The organism is Streptomyces chlorus (assembly GCF_042655885.1).
Taxonomy (GTDB): Bacteria; Actinomycetota; Actinomycetes; order Streptomycetales; family Streptomycetaceae; genus Streptomyces; species Streptomyces chlorus.
Map to the genome: position 1 here is coordinate 298,645 of NZ_JBHSOA010000042.1, position 14,946 is coordinate 313,590.

The following is a 14,946-nucleotide window of genomic DNA, read 5'->3' on the forward strand; positions in this document are numbered from 1 at the left end:
GTTCTCGGCGATGTGATCGACGACCGCCTCGATCTGCTCCTCCTGGTAGCCCAGGCGGCGCAGGGCCTGCGGGACGGTGCCGTTGACGATCTGCATCGAACCGCCGCCGACCAGCTTCTTGAACTTGACCAGGGCGAGGTCGGGCTCGAGGCCGGTGGTGTCGCAGGACATCGCGAGACCGATGGTGCCGGTCGGGGCGATGACGGACGCCTGGGAGTTACGGAAACCGTTCTTCTCGCCGAGGCTCAGCACGTCCTGCCAGGCCTCGGTGGCGGCCGTCCAGATCGGCGTGTCCAGGTCGTCCATGCGGACGGCCTTGGCGTTCTCGTCGGAGTGCTGCCTCATGACCCGCAGGTGCGGCTGCGCGTTGCGGGCGTAGCCGTCGTACGGGCCGACGATCGCGGCCAGTTCGGCGGAGCGCTTGTACGACGTGCCGGTCATCAGGGAGGTGATGGCGCCGGCCAGGGCGCGGCCGCCGTCGGAGTCGTAGGCGTGGCCGGTCGCCATCAGCAGGGCGCCGAGGTTGGCGTAGCCGATGCCGAGCTGGCGGAAGGCGCGGGTGTTCTCGCCGATCTTCTGGGTCGGGAAGTCCGCGAAGCAGATGGAGATGTCCATCGCGGTGATGACCAGCTCGACGACCTTCGAGAAGCGCTCGACGTCGAAGGACTGGTGGCCCTTGCTGTCGTCGTCGAGGAACTTCATCAGGTTCAGCGACGCGAGGTTGCAGGACGTGTTGTCCAGGTGCATGTACTCGCTGCAGGGGTTCGAGCCGTTGATGCGGCCGGACTCCGGGCAGGTGTGCCAGCTGTTGATGGTGTCGTCGTACTGGATGCCCGGGTCGGCGCAGGCCCAGGCGGCCTCGGCCATCCTGCGGAAGAGCGCCTTGGCGTCGACCTCCTCGATGACCTCGCCGGTCATCCGGGACGTCAGACCGAACTTGCCGCCGTCCTGGACCGCCTTCATGAACGTGTCGTTCACGCGGACCGAGTTGTTGGCGTTCTGGTACTGGACGGACGTGATGTCGTCGCCGCCCAGGTCCATGTCGAAGCCCGCGTCGCGCAGGGCGCGGATCTTCTCCTCCTCCTTGACCTTGGTCTGGATGAAGTCCTCGATGTCGGGGTGGTCGACGTCGAGGATGACCATCTTGGCGGCGCGTCGGGTGGCGCCACCCGACTTGATCGTGCCGGCGGAGGCGTCGGCGCCGCGCATGAAGGAGACCGGGCCGGAGGCGTTGCCGCCGGAGGACAGCAGTTCCTTGGAGGAGCGGATGCGGGAGAGGTTCAGGCCGGCCCCGGAGCCGCCCTTGAAGATCATGCCCTCTTCCTTGTACCAGTCGAGGATCGACTCCATGGAGTCGTCGACGGACAGGATGAAGCAGGCGGAGACCTGCTGCGGCTGGGGCGTGCCGACGTTGAACCAGACGGGGCTGTTGAAGCTGAAGATCTGGTGCAGGAGAGCGTAGGCCAGTTCGTGCTCGAAGATCTCGGCGTCGGCGGGAGAGGCGAAGTACTTGTGGTCCTCGCCGGCCTTCCGGTACGTCTTCACGATGCGGTCGATCAGCTGCTTGAGGCTGGTCTCGCGCTGCGGGGTGCTCACGGCACCACGGAAGTACTTGCTGGTGACGATGTTGACCGCGTTCACCGACCAGAAGTCGGGGAACTCGACGCCATACTGCTCGAAGTTGACCGAGCCGTCGCGCCAGTTGGTCATGACGACGTCACGACGCTCCCAGGCCACCTCGTCGTAGGGGTGGACTCCGGGAGAGGTGTGGATGCGCTCGACCCGCAGCCCCTTGCCGGCCTTGCTGCTGCCCTTGGCCCGGGAACTCCGTGTCGGACCGCTCGCCGTCTCTGTCATGCCGCCTCCCTGGTACGGGCAAAACGCCCTGAAGTGCCCCGGTGTTCCCGTGGCACGGTGTTTGTCTGATGTTGCGGGCACCCACTCGCATCGCCCGCAACAGGTCTTCTCATCGCCGCAGTCCGGCCGCCCCCGGCCGCAGGGCCGGGCAGGGCCCGCCGGTCAGCCGACGGTCTGGGTGGGGTGCGGGACCTGGGCAGCCCCGCCGGGCCCGCTGTCGCCTTCCTGACCCCCCGCGACAGCCCTTTCACGGTCTCCGTCGCCCGCGGCGGGGTGCTCCACCTGCCTGAGTTCTGTGATCGCGGCCTCGAAGTCCTCGAGCGACTCGAACGCCCGGTAGACGGACGCGAACCGCAGATAGGCGACGAGGTCGAGTTCCTGCAGCGGGCCGAGGATGGCCAGCCCCACGTCATGAGTGGTCAGCTCGGCGCTCCCGGTGGCCCGTACCGCTTCCTCGACGCGCTGGCCGAGCTGCGCGAGCGCGTCCTCGGTGACCGGACGCCCCTGGCACGCCTTGCGCACACCATTGATGACCTTGGTGCGGCTGAACGGCTCGGTGACGCCGGAGCGCTTGACCACCATGAGCGAGCACGTCTCCACGGTCGTGAAACGACGGGAGCAGTCGGGGCACTGGCGGCGCCTGCGGATCGACGTGCCGTCGTCGGTCGTACGACTGTCGACGACACGACTGTCGGGGTGCCTGCAGAAGGGGCAGTGCATGAAATCCCAACCCTCCCTCGCAGCCGACTCCATGACCTCAAGGAGCCCGTCCGGCCCCATGAAGCTGCTCCAGCATAAGCGATCTCTGGAAGCCTCAAGACCGTGGGACCACAACTTCTGGGCAGCTGGTGCAATCCAACCACTAGATGTGGTGATTGGCTCATTCATGCACTCCAGTACGCGTGTCGCTCGAATCAGGACCGAAGGCTCCCGCCCGACCCTCCTCACAGCGCGCTCACGCGACGCGACGGAGCGGGCTCACGGCGTCCCGCGCGAGCCCCGAAGAGCCCGCGCGAAACCTTCGGGAGACCGCGCGAGGAACCTCGCACGGGGCCGGCAGTCACCGATCCGGCAGACCCCGGACAGGCCGGGTCGGCACGCGCGCGTGCCGCCGGCCGCGCATGGGGAGATGCCGTGCACGCCGGAAGGAGTCGGCGTGCGACTCCCGAAGAGACCCGAGGAGAGCCGAGCCGTCCCCCGCATCACGGGGCACCGAATGGCAGACTGACCCACGACCGGGAGTCCACCGTCCCGGCGGTGAAGAGTACAAGAATGGGCGCCTTTGCCCGATGGGGAGAATTGCGGCCAATACACCTCTCCGGGTGATCACAGAAGGTAATTCGCGTTTTTTCACTCGAACGTGTGTTTGGCGCAACCTTTCGAAAGCTACTACCGTTGTCCTGCAGGGAGACCATCGAGAGGGGCCGACGTGACCACCACCGCAGACAGCGCCAACATCACTGCCCAGGACCGCTCCCAGGGCCGGCTCGAGCCGGTGCATGCGATGAGCGAAGCCACGCATGCCGAGGGCCAAAAGCGCTCCTTGCCGGGCCGACCTCCCGGCATCCGGGCGGACAGCTCGGGACTCACCGACCGCCAGCGTCGGGTGATCGAAGTCATCAGGGATTCGGTGCAGCGACGCGGGTACCCGCCGTCGATGCGCGAGATCGGCCAGGCGGTCGGCCTCTCCAGCACCTCCTCGGTGGCGCACCAGTTGATGGCGCTGGAGCGCAAGGGCTTCCTGCGCCGCGACCCGCACCGTCCTCGCGCGTACGAGGTGCGCGGCTCCGACCAGGCCGCCTCCGTGCAGCCCACGGACACCGCGGGCAAGCCGGCCGCGTCGTACGTGCCGCTGGTCGGCCGTATCGCCGCCGGCGGCCCCATCCTCGCCGAGGAGTCGGTCGAGGACGTCTTCCCTCTCCCCCGTCAGCTCGTCGGTGACGGTGAGCTGTTCGTCCTGAAGGTCGTCGGCGACTCCATGATCGAGGCCGCGATCTGTGACGGCGACTGGGTCACGGTCCGGCGCCAGCCCGTCGCCGAGAACGGCGACATCGTCGCCGCGATGCTCGACGGCGAAGCCACCGTCAAGCGCTTCAAGCGCGAGGACGGCCATATCTGGCTCCTCCCGCACAACGCGGCCTACGAGCCGATCCCCGGCGACGACGCGACCATTCTGGGCAAGGTGGTGGCTGTTCTGCGCCGCGTCTGAGTCCGCCGCGGGGACCGGCCGGTCCGGCCCCGCCCCTGGTCCGGGCCCCGGAACCCCTGCGCCGGTTCCGGGGCCCTGTGCTGTCCGGTCCTGTGCTGTCGGGTCAGGGCCCGGCAGGGCCCTTCATGCCGGGCATGGTCCATGCCGGGCCCCGGCGCGCACTCCGTCCGCGCCGGGGCGTGCTCCTCGACCTCGGTCCGCTTTGCCCTCAGTCCGCTTCGCCCTCGGCCTGCCTGGCTGTCGCGTCGATCGCGGCCAGGGACTTCCTCGCCTGGTTCCGGTCCGTGGTGAACCAGAAGTCGGGCAGCGAGGCCTTCAGATAGCTGCCGTAGCGCGCCGTCGCCAGTCGCTGGTCCAGGACGGCGACCACACCGCGGTCACCCGTGGCCCGGACGAGCCGGCCGGCACCCTGCGCCATGAGCAGCGCGGCGTGGGTGGCGGCGACCGCCATGAAACCGTTCCCTCCCGCTTCCTCAACGGCCTTCTGGCGGGCGCTCATCAACGGGTCGTCCGGGCGTGGGAACGGAATCTTGTCCATGACGACCAGCTGGCAGCTGGGGCCGGGGACGTCGACGCCCTGCCAGAGCGACAGGGTGCCGAAGAGGCAGGTCTTCGGGTCGGCGGCGAAGTTCTTGATCAGCTCACCGAGAGTCTCCTCGCCCTGGAGGAGGATCGGGAACTCCGGGATGCGGGAACGCAGTTCCTCGGCAGCGAGCTGAGCGGCCCGCATCGAGGAGAACAGGCCCAGGGTACGGCCGCCCGCGGCCTGGATCAGCTCGGTGAGTTCGTCGAGCATGTCCGCGCGGTCGCCGTCGCGGGCCGGGCGCGCCAGATGCTTGGCGACGTAGAGGATCCCCTGTCTGGGGTAGTCGAACGGAGAGCCCACGTCGACGCCCTTCCACTGCGGAAGGTCCTCCCCCTCGGTGCCCTCGGGGCCGAGGCCCAGGGAGGCGCCCACGCCGTTGAAGTCGCCGCCCAGCTTCAGGGTCGCGGAGGTCAGGACCACCGAGCGGTCGGAGAAGAGCTTCTCCCCCAGGAGGCCCGAGACCGACATGGGGGCGACGCGCAGCGAGGCGCCGCTGTGTCGATATGCGGCTCCGCCGCGGGGCTCGTGCCGCTCGTACCAGACGACATCCCATTCGGAGCCGTCGGTGATGCGCTCCGCAACGTCGTGCACGCTCTCCACCGAGGCCAGCGCCTGTTTGCGGACCGCGTCCTCGTCCTGGACGGACTTGTCGCGGGTGCTCCCGATGGCGGAGATGACAGTCCGGCAGGCGTCGCGCAGCGCCATCAGCGCGTACCCGAGGTCCTCCGGGATCTCCTCGAGACGGCCCGGAAGGGCCAGCTCCATCAGGCGTTCGAAACCTTCGGCCGCGGTCTGCAGCTGGTCGGCCGCCTTCTCGTCGGCGAGCTTCGCGGCACGGCGCACCGCGCGGTTGACCTGGCCGGGGGTGAGCTCCCCCGTGGCGACTCCGGTGACCCGGGAGACCAGTTCGTGGGCCTCGTCGACGATCAGCACCTCGTGCTGCGGCAGCACCGGAGCGCCCTCGATCGCGTCGATCGCCAGGAGCGCGTGGTTGGTGACGACGACCTCGGCGAGCTTGGCGCGCTCGCGGGCCATCTCCGCGAAGCACTCTGCGCCGTAGGCACACTTCGTGGCGCCCAGGCACTCCCGCGACGACACGGACACCTGGGACCAGGCCCGGTCGGAGACACCCGGGGTGAGGTCGTCCCGGTCGCCGGTCTCCGTCTCGTCCGCCCAGTCGCGCAGGCGCAGCAGGTCCTGCCCCAGCTTGCTGGTGGGGGCGGCCGCCTCGAACTGGTCGAAGAGGCCCTCCTCCTCGTCCTGCGGTACGCCTTCGTGGAGCCGGTGCAGACAGACGTAGTTCGACCGGCCCTTGAGCATGGCGAACTCCGGGCGGCGGCGCAGCAGCGGATGCAGCGCCTCCACCGTGCGCGGAAGGTCGCGCTCGACGAGCTGGCGCTGCAGGGCCAGCGTGGCCGTCGCCACGACGACTCTCTCCCCCTGAGCGAGCGCGGGCACCAGATAGCCGAGCGACTTTCCGGTGCCGGTGCCGGCTTGGACCAGCAGATGAGAGGCGTCGTCGATCGCTTCGGCGACGGCTTCGGCCATGGTCACCTGGCCGGGGCGCTCCGTGCCGCCGACGGCGGTGACGGCAGCGTGCAGGAGTTCAGGGAGTGAGGGCTTCGTCATAGCGCGACCACCCTACGGCCCGGCACCGACAATCGTGCGCCGACCTCGAGGGCCGAGGACTCGACGGAGAGCCCGTGGGGCCTGCTGACCACGCCCTGCGGCTCAGCCGGCCCAGCGGCTGGGCGCAAGGGGCGCCGTGGCTCGACGCACGGTGCCCTGTGCCTCAGCGCAAGGTGCGTACGAACACATCTCCGATCAGATTCGTGTCGTTGGACACCGGGCCCGGGTAGAAGGAGTCGAAGACGGCGGTCGACACTGACCACCGGGTCCACCGAGTGGCTGTTGCCGCCGGTGCCGTCGGGGGCCACGCTGATCCGCTCGGTGCGCGGGACCGGGTCGCGGCTCACCGCACCCGCGGGCCCGGCGACACCAGCGACCGCGGCCGCCAGGACGGCGGTCATGGCGATGCGCACGGAAGGTCTCGAAGAAGGCCTCATCGAGTGGCCCCCCATCGGCTGGACGACAGCGGTGTCCCGCACACCCCACGCCCGTCCACGGCCGGCAGACGCATGCGTGGACTTTGGGGAGGACTCAGGACTCTGCTGCTCAATTCGCCGGCCCCGTAGGAACAGCCGCTCGGAGCGCCGGGCATGGCCGCGTCGCCGCAGGTCGCGGAGTGCGGTCCTGCGGCCCCGAGGAATTGTGCAGCAGAGTCACTCAGGTGATGGAAGCGTTCTGCCCCGCCAAGGGGCAATGGATCCACGGCCGGCGGTCCGATTCCCGGCCGGATACGGCTGATTGGCGTGCCCGTCCCGCAAAGAGGGACAAGGCAACGAGTGGCCGCTCCCGCGTGAACGACTCCTCGACAGGTCAGCCGCGCGAAGGCGTCACATCCGTGAGCCTCTTGAGAATGTCCAGGTCAGAAAGCTCGTAGCGAAACCGTTGCTGTTCCGTCGGTTGTCCCCCACGGCGAACACATAGTGTGTGGTGCCGTTCCCAGTGGTCATGCGAGGGATCCGGACTCCGTTCGAGTCCAGGATGCGAGCACGGCCGAAGCACCAAGTTCGTCCACATCAGGGGGAGTCAGATCATGCGATCCATACGGCCGTCGTCCACCACTCGCCGAGCCGGGAGGGCGCGCCGCAAGACCTCCCCCGTGCTGACCGCCGTCGCACTCGTCTCGGTACTCGCGCTCACCGCTACCGCCTGTGATTCGGGGGGCGACACAGCGAGCGACGAAGACTCCGCGACCGCCGCGGCCGGGGACGGCAAGATCCAGATCCCGGCCGACATCGCGGACCGGCTCAAGGAGCACGGGATCGATATCGACAAGTGGAGGAACGGCGACTGGAAGAACTGGGACAAGGACGACTGGCTGCGCGAGGCCAACGACTACATCAACCCGATCATCGAGGACCTGTGGGACCCGGACCGCATGCGGGACGCCGAGCAGCCGGACCCGGAGGTCGACGAGAGCGACATCTCCGGTGACCAGGGCGTGACGGACCCGACGCCGGAGCCGGTGCAGGCACAGGCGGTGCCGCCGTCGTACCACGACAACGCGCCCACGGCGGGCAAGGTGTTCTTCGACTCCCCGGAGGGCACGATGGTGTGCTCCGCGACCGTGGTGCAGGACCCCGCCAACCCGGGCAAGTCCAACATGGTGTGGACGGCCGGACACTGCGTGCACGCCGGCAAGAAGGGCGGCTGGTACCGCAACATCGTCTTCGTTCCGTCGTACAACGACGCGGGAAGGCCGACCGGCGAACTCGAAGGCGCCGCCCAGGACGAGGTCGCTCCGTACGGCGTCTGGTGGGGCGACTGGGCGCAGACCTCCGACCAGTGGATCGAGCAGGGCGGTGCGACCGGCGGTGACGGCGCCTCGTACGACTACGCCGTCATCCATGTGACGCCGGAGAAGGGCGGCGACGGCAAGTCGCTGGAGGAGAAGGTCGGTTCGGCGCTGCCGGTGGACTTCAAGGCTCCCGCCGTGCCGGACGTGGAAAGCGTGACCTCGACCGGCTACCCGGCCGGCGCGCCGTACGACGGCCAGAAGCTGTTCAGCTGTGAGGACCGGCCGGGCCGGCTCTCGCTCAGTGCCTCCGACCCGACGATGTACCGCATCGGGTGCAGCATGACCGCCGGTTCGTCCGGTGGCGGCTGGATCGCGGTGGGCTCCGACGGCAAGCCGGCGCTGGTGTCCAACACCTCCATCGGCCCGGTGACGTCGGGCTGGCTCGCCGGCCCGCGGCTGGGGGACGAAGCCAAGGGCGTGTACGAGGCGGTCAGCGACAAGTTCGCCGGTCAGTGACCGTCGGCCGCTTTGGCGGCCGCGCTTCCGTTCCCACGGGCCCCGCCCGGGCGGGAACGGAAGCGCGGTAACGGCACAGGCGGCGGCACCGGCGGCGCCGACGGCACGAATCCGCCGGCCCGCCCGTGCGCCCTCCACGCCCAGCAGCAGGATATTCATTCGTAGCACCGGGGGGGGCATCGCACCATGCGCTCCATACGTACGTCCGCTCCACGCCGGCGGGGCCGTCGCAGTACCCTCGCCGCCACCGGGCTCGTCGCCGCCCTGGCGCTCACCGCAACCGCGTGCGACGGTTCCACCGACGACAAGGCCGACCCGAAGAAGCCCGGTTCCGGCGCCTCGCAGGCCGCGGACGCCGAGACGCTGTACCAGAATATGAGCAGGGCCTACGGCGGCCAGTGATCACGGCGGTACATGATCACGGCGTTCGCTGATCCGTGCACGCCGACGGCCCGCCCCCTGCCGTGAGCCGGGGGCGGGCCGTCGGCGTTACGCGCGAAACCGCGGGCCGTGGACTCAGCCGGCGGCCGGCGTGGGCACGAACGGCGTGAACTCCGCCGCCAGTTCCTCGTGCACCCGCACCTTGAGCAGGGTGCCCTCCGGGGTGTGCTCCTCGGAGATCACCTCGCCCTCGTCGTGGGCGCGGGCGACCAGCTTGCCGTGCGTGTACGGCACGAGCGCCTCGATCTCCACGGCCGGACGGGGCAGATCGTTGTCGAGGAGGGCGAGCAGTTCGTCGATGCCCTGGCCGGTTCGGGCGGAGACCGCGATGGAGCGCTTCTCCTCCCGCAGCAGCCGCTGGAGCGTCAGCGGGTCGGCGGCGTCGGCCTTGTTGATCACGACGATCTCGGGTACGCCAGTGGCGCCGACGTCCCTGATCACCTCACGCACGGCGGCCAGCTGCTCCTCCGGGGCGGGATGCGAACCGTCCACCACGTGCAGGATCAGATCGGCGTCGCCGACCTCCTCCATCGTGGAGCGGAACGCCTCGACGAGGTGGTGCGGCAGGTGCCGGACAAAGCCGACGGTGTCGGTCAGCGTGTACAGCCGTCCGCCCGGCGTCTCGGCCCGGCGCACGGTCGGGTCGAGGGTCGCGAACAGGGCGTTCTCAACCAGTACGCCCGCGCCCGTGAGGCGATTGAGCAGCGAGGACTTGCCGGCGTTGGTGTAGCCCGCGATGGCGACGGACGGCACCTTGTGGCGCCTGCGCTCCTGGCGCTTGATATCGCGGCCGGTCTTCATCTCCGCGATCTCCCGGCGCATTTTCGCCATCTTCTCGCGGATCCGGCGCCGGTCGGTCTCGATCTTGGTCTCACCGGGGCCGCGGGTGGCGAGTCCGCCGCCCGAGCCGCCGCCCATCTGCCGGGACAGCGACTGGCCCCAGCCGCGCAGCCTCGGCAGCATGTACTGCATCTGCGCGAGCGCGACCTGTGCCTTGCCCTCCCGGGACTTGGCGTGCTGGGCGAAGATGTCAAGGATCAGGGCCGTACGGTCGATGACCTTGACCTTGACGACGTCCTCGAGATGGATCAGCTGGCCGGGGCTCAGCTCACCGTCGCAGACGACCGTGTCCGCGCCCGTGTCGAGCACGATGTCACGCAGCTCCTGGGCCTTGCCGGAGCCGATGTAGGTCGCCGCGTCGGGCTTGTCGCGGCGCTGGGTCACGCCGTCGAGCACGAGGGCGCCCGCCGTCTCCGCCAGGGCGGCGAGTTCCGCGAGGGAGTTCTCCGCGTCCTGCACGGTTCCCGATGTCCACACGCCGACGAGTACGACGCGCTCCAGGCGGAGCTGCCGGTACTCGACCTCGGTGACGTCCTCGAGTTCGGTGGAGAGGCCGGCGACGCGGCGCAGGGCCGCGCGCTCGGAGCGGTCGAGCTGATCGCCGTCCCGCTCTCCGTCGATCTCGAGGCTCCAGGCGACGTCCGCTTCCATCAGGGCATCGGCCCGGAGGCCCTCGGGGTAGGTCCGCGCAAAGCGCTTGGTGTCCTGGGAAGGGGAAGAAGAGGAGGTCATTGGGTCCTTACGTCGATACGTCGATGGGAGATCGCAGGGGTGACGGGATACATCCGTCACCTTTCACAACGCACGAGTCTCCCGGGAGATTCCCGTGACCCGTGCGGCGGCGTTCTGACGATGGTGGCACGGCACGGCACGTCTCGTCACCGTGTTTGTTCCCGGCTCACGCCCGGTCGATGCACGGCCGGGCCGGAATGTCCCGTGGGCTGTGATGCGGACGCGGGGGCCGTGGGCCTGTGGGCCGTGAACCTGTAGGCCGTGGACTTGTCCGGTGCCTGCGTCGTGGACTTCCAGCCCGGACGGCCGGGCATCGGCGGGGTCTTCACGTCGTAGAGCCAGGCGTTCAGGAATCCGGTCAGGTCGCGTCCCGCGGTGTCGGAGGCGAGCCGGACGAAGTTGGCGGTGGCGGCCGTGCCGTCCCGGTGCTGGGTCACCCAGCGCCGTTCCAGGCGGTCGAACGCGGTGCGGCCGATCTCCTCACGGAGGGCGTACAGCACGAGCGCGGCACCGTCGTAGACGATCGGCCGGAAGATGCTGATCTTCTGGCCGGGCTGCGGGACCTCGGGAGCGGCGGGTGGTCCGCCCGCCGCGCGCCAGCGGTCGGAGGCCGTGTAGGCGGCCTCCATCCGGGCTTCCAGGGACCGGCCGGCCTTCTCCTGCGCGTACAGCGCCTCGTACCAGGTGGCGTGGCCCTCGTTGAGCCACAGGTCGGACCAGGTGCTGGGGCTGACGCTGTTGCCGAACCACTGGTGGGCGAGCTCATGCACCATGATCGACTCGATGTACCACGCGGGGTAGGCCGGATCCGTGAAGAGTTCCCGTTCGAAGAGGGACAGCGTCTGGGTCTCGAGTTCGAAGCCGGTGGAGACGTCGGCCATGAGCAGGCCGTACGTCTCGAAGGGGTAGCGGCCGACCCTGTCCTCCATCCAGGCGATCTGGTCCGGGGTCTTCGCCAGCCACGGCTCGAGCTGTTCGCGGTGGGCCGTGGGGACGACGTCGCGCAGCGGCAGCCCCTGCGGGCCGGTGCGGTGCAGGACCGTGGAACGGCCGATGGACACCTGGGCGAGTTCGGTGGCCATGGGGTGCCGGGTGCGGTACGTCCAGGTCGTCGCCGCGCGCGTGCGGACGACATGGATCGGCAGGCCGTTGGCCACGGCCGTGTGACCGTCGGGGGCGGTGATGCGGAAGGTGAAGAAGGCCTTGTCGGACGGGTGGTCGTTGCACGGGAAGACCAGGTGCGCGGCGTCGGCCTGGTTGGCCATGGCGAGACCGTCCGCGGTGCGCACCCAGCCGCCGTCGCGGCCGTCGGCGGCCACCGGATCGCTGGTGTGGCGCACGGTGATACGGGTCCGTTCGCCGGCGTCCAGGCCGCCCACGGGTGTGATCACGAGGTCCTCACCGACGGTGGTGAAGGTGGCGGGGGCGCCGTCGACCTCGACCGAGTGGACCGTGCCGTGGGCGAAGTCGAGGTTGATCCGGTCCAGGTCCGTGGTCGTCCGGGCGTCGATCCTCGTGGTGGCCTGCAGCGGTGTGTCGTTGGTGCCGGGGTAGCTGAAGGAGAGGTGGTACGACGCCACGTCGTACCCGGGGTTGCCCAAGTGCGGGAAGAGACGGTCGCCGATGCCCAGCGGCGTGGCGGGGGCGCTCGCGGCGAGGAGGCAGACGGAGACGGCCGACGCGAGCAGCGCCGCGGACGTCCGCCGACGGCGGCCCCAGGAGATCGGCGTGCGGGCGGCCGGCACGGGGACGACCGGCACGGGAGCGGCCTGGTGGGCGGGGGCCGGAGGGCCGGTGGCCGGGCCGTGCGTGGCGGGACGTTCGGAGGCCGGTTCGGGGGCGGTCGGGCCGTGGGGAGTGCGCAGCATGGGCCCACGGCTATCAGCGCGGGCGTGCGCGGTGACGGCGGCGCGCTCCCGCCCCACCCGATCGGGTGGGCCGATGGCCGAGCGGGTGCCCGACGAGGTCTCCACCCGGGTGGCGTCCCGCGCGCGCCGCTGTCAGGTGCTCTGGGTCTGCGGCTTGGCCCGGCTCACGTCGTACACACCCGCCACCTTGCGCATCGCGCGCATGAGGACGGGCAGGTGGGCGGCGTCCGGCAACTGCACGGTGTAGGTGTGCCGCACCTGCTGATGGGTCGGGGGTTCGACGGTCGCGGAGACGATCTCGGCGCCTTCGACGGCCATGGCCTCGGTGAGGTCGGCGAGCAGATGGGGGCGGACGAACGATTCGGCGACCAGGGTGACCCTGCACTCGGCGCCCTCCCCCCAGCGCACGCCCACCTCCGCACGCCCCGCGCTTTTCATGCGCGCCACGACAGCGCACTCGGCCCGGTGCACGGCGACCGCTCCCCCGCGCACGGCGAATCCGGTCACCTCGTCGGGCGGTACGGGCGTACAGCAGCCGGCGAGCCGTACCGTCGCGCCGGGCCGGTCGGCCAGGACCTGGGCACCGCCGGGGGAGCCGGACACCGCCCCGGAAGCCGGTGCGGCGGCGGACCCGCCCACGGCGGGACGCGTGGCCGCCTGGGCTTCCTCGGACCCGGCCCGGTCGCCCTCGGGCTGATCGGCGGGATCGACGGGGTGCGCGGGGTGGGCGGTCAGCCATCGCTGAATGGCGATCCGGGCGGCCGGGGTATGGGCGTGCTCCAGCCACTCCCTGGAGGGCTCGGAGGCGGGGTCCTGGCCCATCAGGAGCTGGACGGTGTCCCCGTCCTTCAGCACGGTGCGCAGCGTCGCCAGGCGGCCGTTGACGCGGGCGCCGATGCACGCGTGCGCGTCCTCGCCGTACTGCGCGTATGCGGCGTCCACACAGGTCGCCCCGTCGGGCAGGCCGATCGTGCCGCCGTCCGGGCGGAACACGGTGATCTCGCGGTCCTGGGCGAGGTCCTCGCGCAGCGTGGACCAGAAGGTGTCGGGGTCGGGCGCGCCGCGCTGCCACTCCAGGAGCCGGGAGAGCCAGCCGGGCCGGGTCGGGTCGACGCGTTCGCCGTCGCTCGTCGACTGCTCCTCCCCCGGGGCGGCATAGGGGTTGCCGAGGGCGACGACACCGGCCTCGGCAACCTTGTGCATCAGGTGCGTACGGATGAGGACTTCGACGACTTGGCCGTCGTCGCGCGCGACGGCGGTGTGCAGCGACTGGTACAGGTTGAACTTGGGTACCGCGATGAAGTCCTTGAACTCCGAGACGACGGGTGTCATGCAGGTGTGCAGCTCGCCCAGGACGCCGTAGCAGTCGGCGTCCTCGTTCACCAGCACCAGCAGCCGGCCGAAGTCGGCGCCGCGCAGCCGGCCGCGTTTGCGGGACACGCGGTGCACGGAGACGAAGTGCCGGGGGCGGATGAGGACCTCGGCGGCGAGGTCCGCCTCGCGCAGCACCTTGCGCACCTCGTCGGCGACCTCGGCAAGAGGGTCGTCCGCGCGGGAGGCGTTGCGGAGGATCAGCTCGCGCGTGTGCTTGTTCTCCTCGGGATGCAGGATCGCGAAGACCAGGTCTTCGAGTTCCGTCTTGAGCGCCTGGACGCCGAGCCGTTCGGCGAGCGGGATGAGGACGTCCCGGGTCACCTTGGCGATGCGTTCCTGCTTCTCGGGGCGCATCACCCCGAGGGTGCGCATGTTGTGCAGCCGGTCGGCGAGTTTGATCGACATCACGCGGACGTCGTTGCCGGTGGCGACCAGCATCTTGCGGAAGGTCTCGGGCTCGGCCGCGGCACCGTAGTCGACCTTCTCGAGCTTGGTGACGCCGTCGACGAGATAGCACACCTCCTCGCCGAACTGCTCGCGGACCTGATCGAGCGTGACCTCCGTGTCCTCGACGGTGTCGTGGAGCAAGGAGGCCGTCAAGGTCGTGGTCTCGGCGCCGAGTTCGGCGAGGATGAGGGTCACGGCGAGCGGGTGGGTGATGTACGGCTCGCCGCTCTTGCGCATCTGCCCCCGGTGCGAGGACTCGGCGAGGAGATAGGCGCGGCGCAGGGGGTCGAGATCGGCGTCGGGATGGTGGGCGCGGTGGGCGTCGGCCACATGGCCGATGGCGTCGGGGAGCCGGTCGCGGGAGGCGGGGCCGAGGAGCGCGGCGCGGCCCAGCCGACGCAGGTCGAGCCGGGAGCGTGCCTTCCTCCGTGTCCCTGTGGGCGTGACATGACCTGATGTCGCAGACCCTGATGTCACAGGACCTGGGGTCGCAGGTTTCGCGGCCTCCGCATTCATGGGCACCTCCGGCGGCGTTGACCGGCGGACGCATGCCCAGGGCGGACTCGGGCTCAGGAGACGGTGCTCGTCCCCCGTCCGGGCCGGTGCTTGATGCTACCGAGCCCAGCACGTGCGACCGACCGCCTCCCTCCGAGCGTGAAACGGATCACTCCTTCGAGCGAAGACCGTCACAGCGGCGATTTCACGCCATGGG

General features: G+C 70.1%; 9 protein-coding genes. 3 read left to right on the plus strand and 6 right to left on the minus strand.

All coding sequences use genetic code 11. From position 1 onward, the window contains the following. Together ACFPZI_RS20565 and nrdR are read right to left on the minus strand one after the other, a co-directional pair. Positions 1–1,857: vitamin B12-dependent ribonucleotide reductase (locus ACFPZI_RS20565; protein ID WP_381364922.1), on the minus strand; the 1,857-nt coding region annotated here is incomplete at its 3' end. A 162-nt stretch (positions 1,858–2,019) separates the two neighbouring features. Then, positions 2,020–2,577 carry a transcriptional regulator NrdR gene (gene nrdR, locus ACFPZI_RS20570; RefSeq protein WP_381364924.1) on the minus strand — a complete coding sequence of 186 codons (558 nt, stop codon included), beginning with the start codon at positions 2,575–2,577 and terminating at the stop codon, positions 2,020–2,022. A gap of 709 nt (positions 2,578–3,286) precedes the next feature. Between nrdR and lexA the strand changes: the two genes are divergently transcribed. Beyond that, complete coding sequence (gene lexA, locus ACFPZI_RS20575) at positions 3,287–4,066, plus strand: transcriptional repressor LexA (protein WP_381364925.1); 780 nt, start codon at positions 3,287–3,289, stop codon at positions 4,064–4,066. Between the two features lie 208 nt (positions 4,067–4,274). On the opposite strand, the gene ACFPZI_RS20580 is transcribed toward lexA, so the two are convergent. After that, positions 4,275–6,281: an ATP-dependent DNA helicase gene (locus ACFPZI_RS20580; protein WP_381364926.1), complete on the minus strand. Its 2,007-nt coding sequence runs from the start codon at positions 6,279–6,281 to the stop codon at positions 4,275–4,277. Between the two features lie 1,030 nt (positions 6,282–7,311). Between ACFPZI_RS20580 and ACFPZI_RS20585 the strand changes: the two genes are divergently transcribed. Beyond that, positions 7,312–8,532 carry a trypsin-like serine peptidase gene (locus ACFPZI_RS20585; RefSeq protein ID WP_381364928.1) on the plus strand — a complete coding sequence of 407 codons (1,221 nt, stop codon included), beginning with the start codon at positions 7,312–7,314 and terminating at the stop codon, positions 8,530–8,532. A gap of 186 nt (positions 8,533–8,718) precedes the next feature. Beyond that, positions 8,719–8,934, plus strand: a complete 216-nt coding sequence (locus ACFPZI_RS20590; RefSeq protein ID WP_381364930.1) for a hypothetical protein — start codon at positions 8,719–8,721, stop codon at positions 8,932–8,934. Positions 8,935–9,048: 114 nt separating this feature from the next. Here the strand turns inward: ACFPZI_RS20590 and hflX are convergent, their stop codons facing one another. The 3 genes from hflX to ACFPZI_RS20605 form a co-directional block, all read right to left on the minus strand. Beyond that, positions 9,049–10,545, minus strand: a complete 1,497-nt coding sequence (gene hflX / locus ACFPZI_RS20595; protein WP_381364931.1) for a GTPase HflX — start codon at positions 10,543–10,545, stop codon at positions 9,049–9,051. 146 nt (positions 10,546–10,691) lie between these two features. Next, entirely contained in the window at positions 10,692–12,413 is a 1,722-nt protein-coding gene (locus tag ACFPZI_RS20600) for a M1 family metallopeptidase (RefSeq protein ID WP_381364933.1), read from the minus strand. A 132-nt stretch (positions 12,414–12,545) separates the two neighbouring features. Beyond that, positions 12,546–14,750, minus strand: a complete 2,205-nt coding sequence (locus tag ACFPZI_RS20605) for a RelA/SpoT family protein (RefSeq protein ID WP_381364935.1) — start codon at positions 14,748–14,750, stop codon at positions 12,546–12,548. Positions 14,751–14,946 lie beyond the last annotated feature (196 nt).

Bases quoted from the DNA above. Each gene is read 5' to 3' on its own strand.
- nrdR (WP_381364924.1), bottom strand. From the start codon at position 2,577: ATGCACTGCCCCTTCTGCAGGCACCCCGACAGTCGTGTCGTCGACAGT.
- ACFPZI_RS20580 (WP_381364926.1), bottom strand. From the start codon at position 6,281: ATGACGAAGCCCTCACTCCCTGAACTCCTGCACGCTGCCGTCACCGCC.
- ACFPZI_RS20590 (WP_381364930.1), top strand. From the start codon at position 8,719: ATGCGCTCCATACGTACGTCCGCTCCACGCCGGCGGGGCCGTCGCAGT.
- ACFPZI_RS20585 (WP_381364928.1), top strand. From the start codon at position 7,312: ATGCGATCCATACGGCCGTCGTCCACCACTCGCCGAGCCGGGAGGGCG.
- ACFPZI_RS20600 (WP_381364933.1), bottom strand. From the start codon at position 12,413: ATGCTGCGCACTCCCCACGGCCCGACCGCCCCCGAACCGGCCTCCGAA.
- ACFPZI_RS20605 (WP_381364935.1), bottom strand. From the start codon at position 14,750: ATGAATGCGGAGGCCGCGAAACCTGCGACCCCAGGTCCTGTGACATCA.
- hflX (WP_381364931.1), bottom strand. From the start codon at position 10,545: ATGACCTCCTCTTCTTCCCCTTCCCAGGACACCAAGCGCTTTGCGCGG.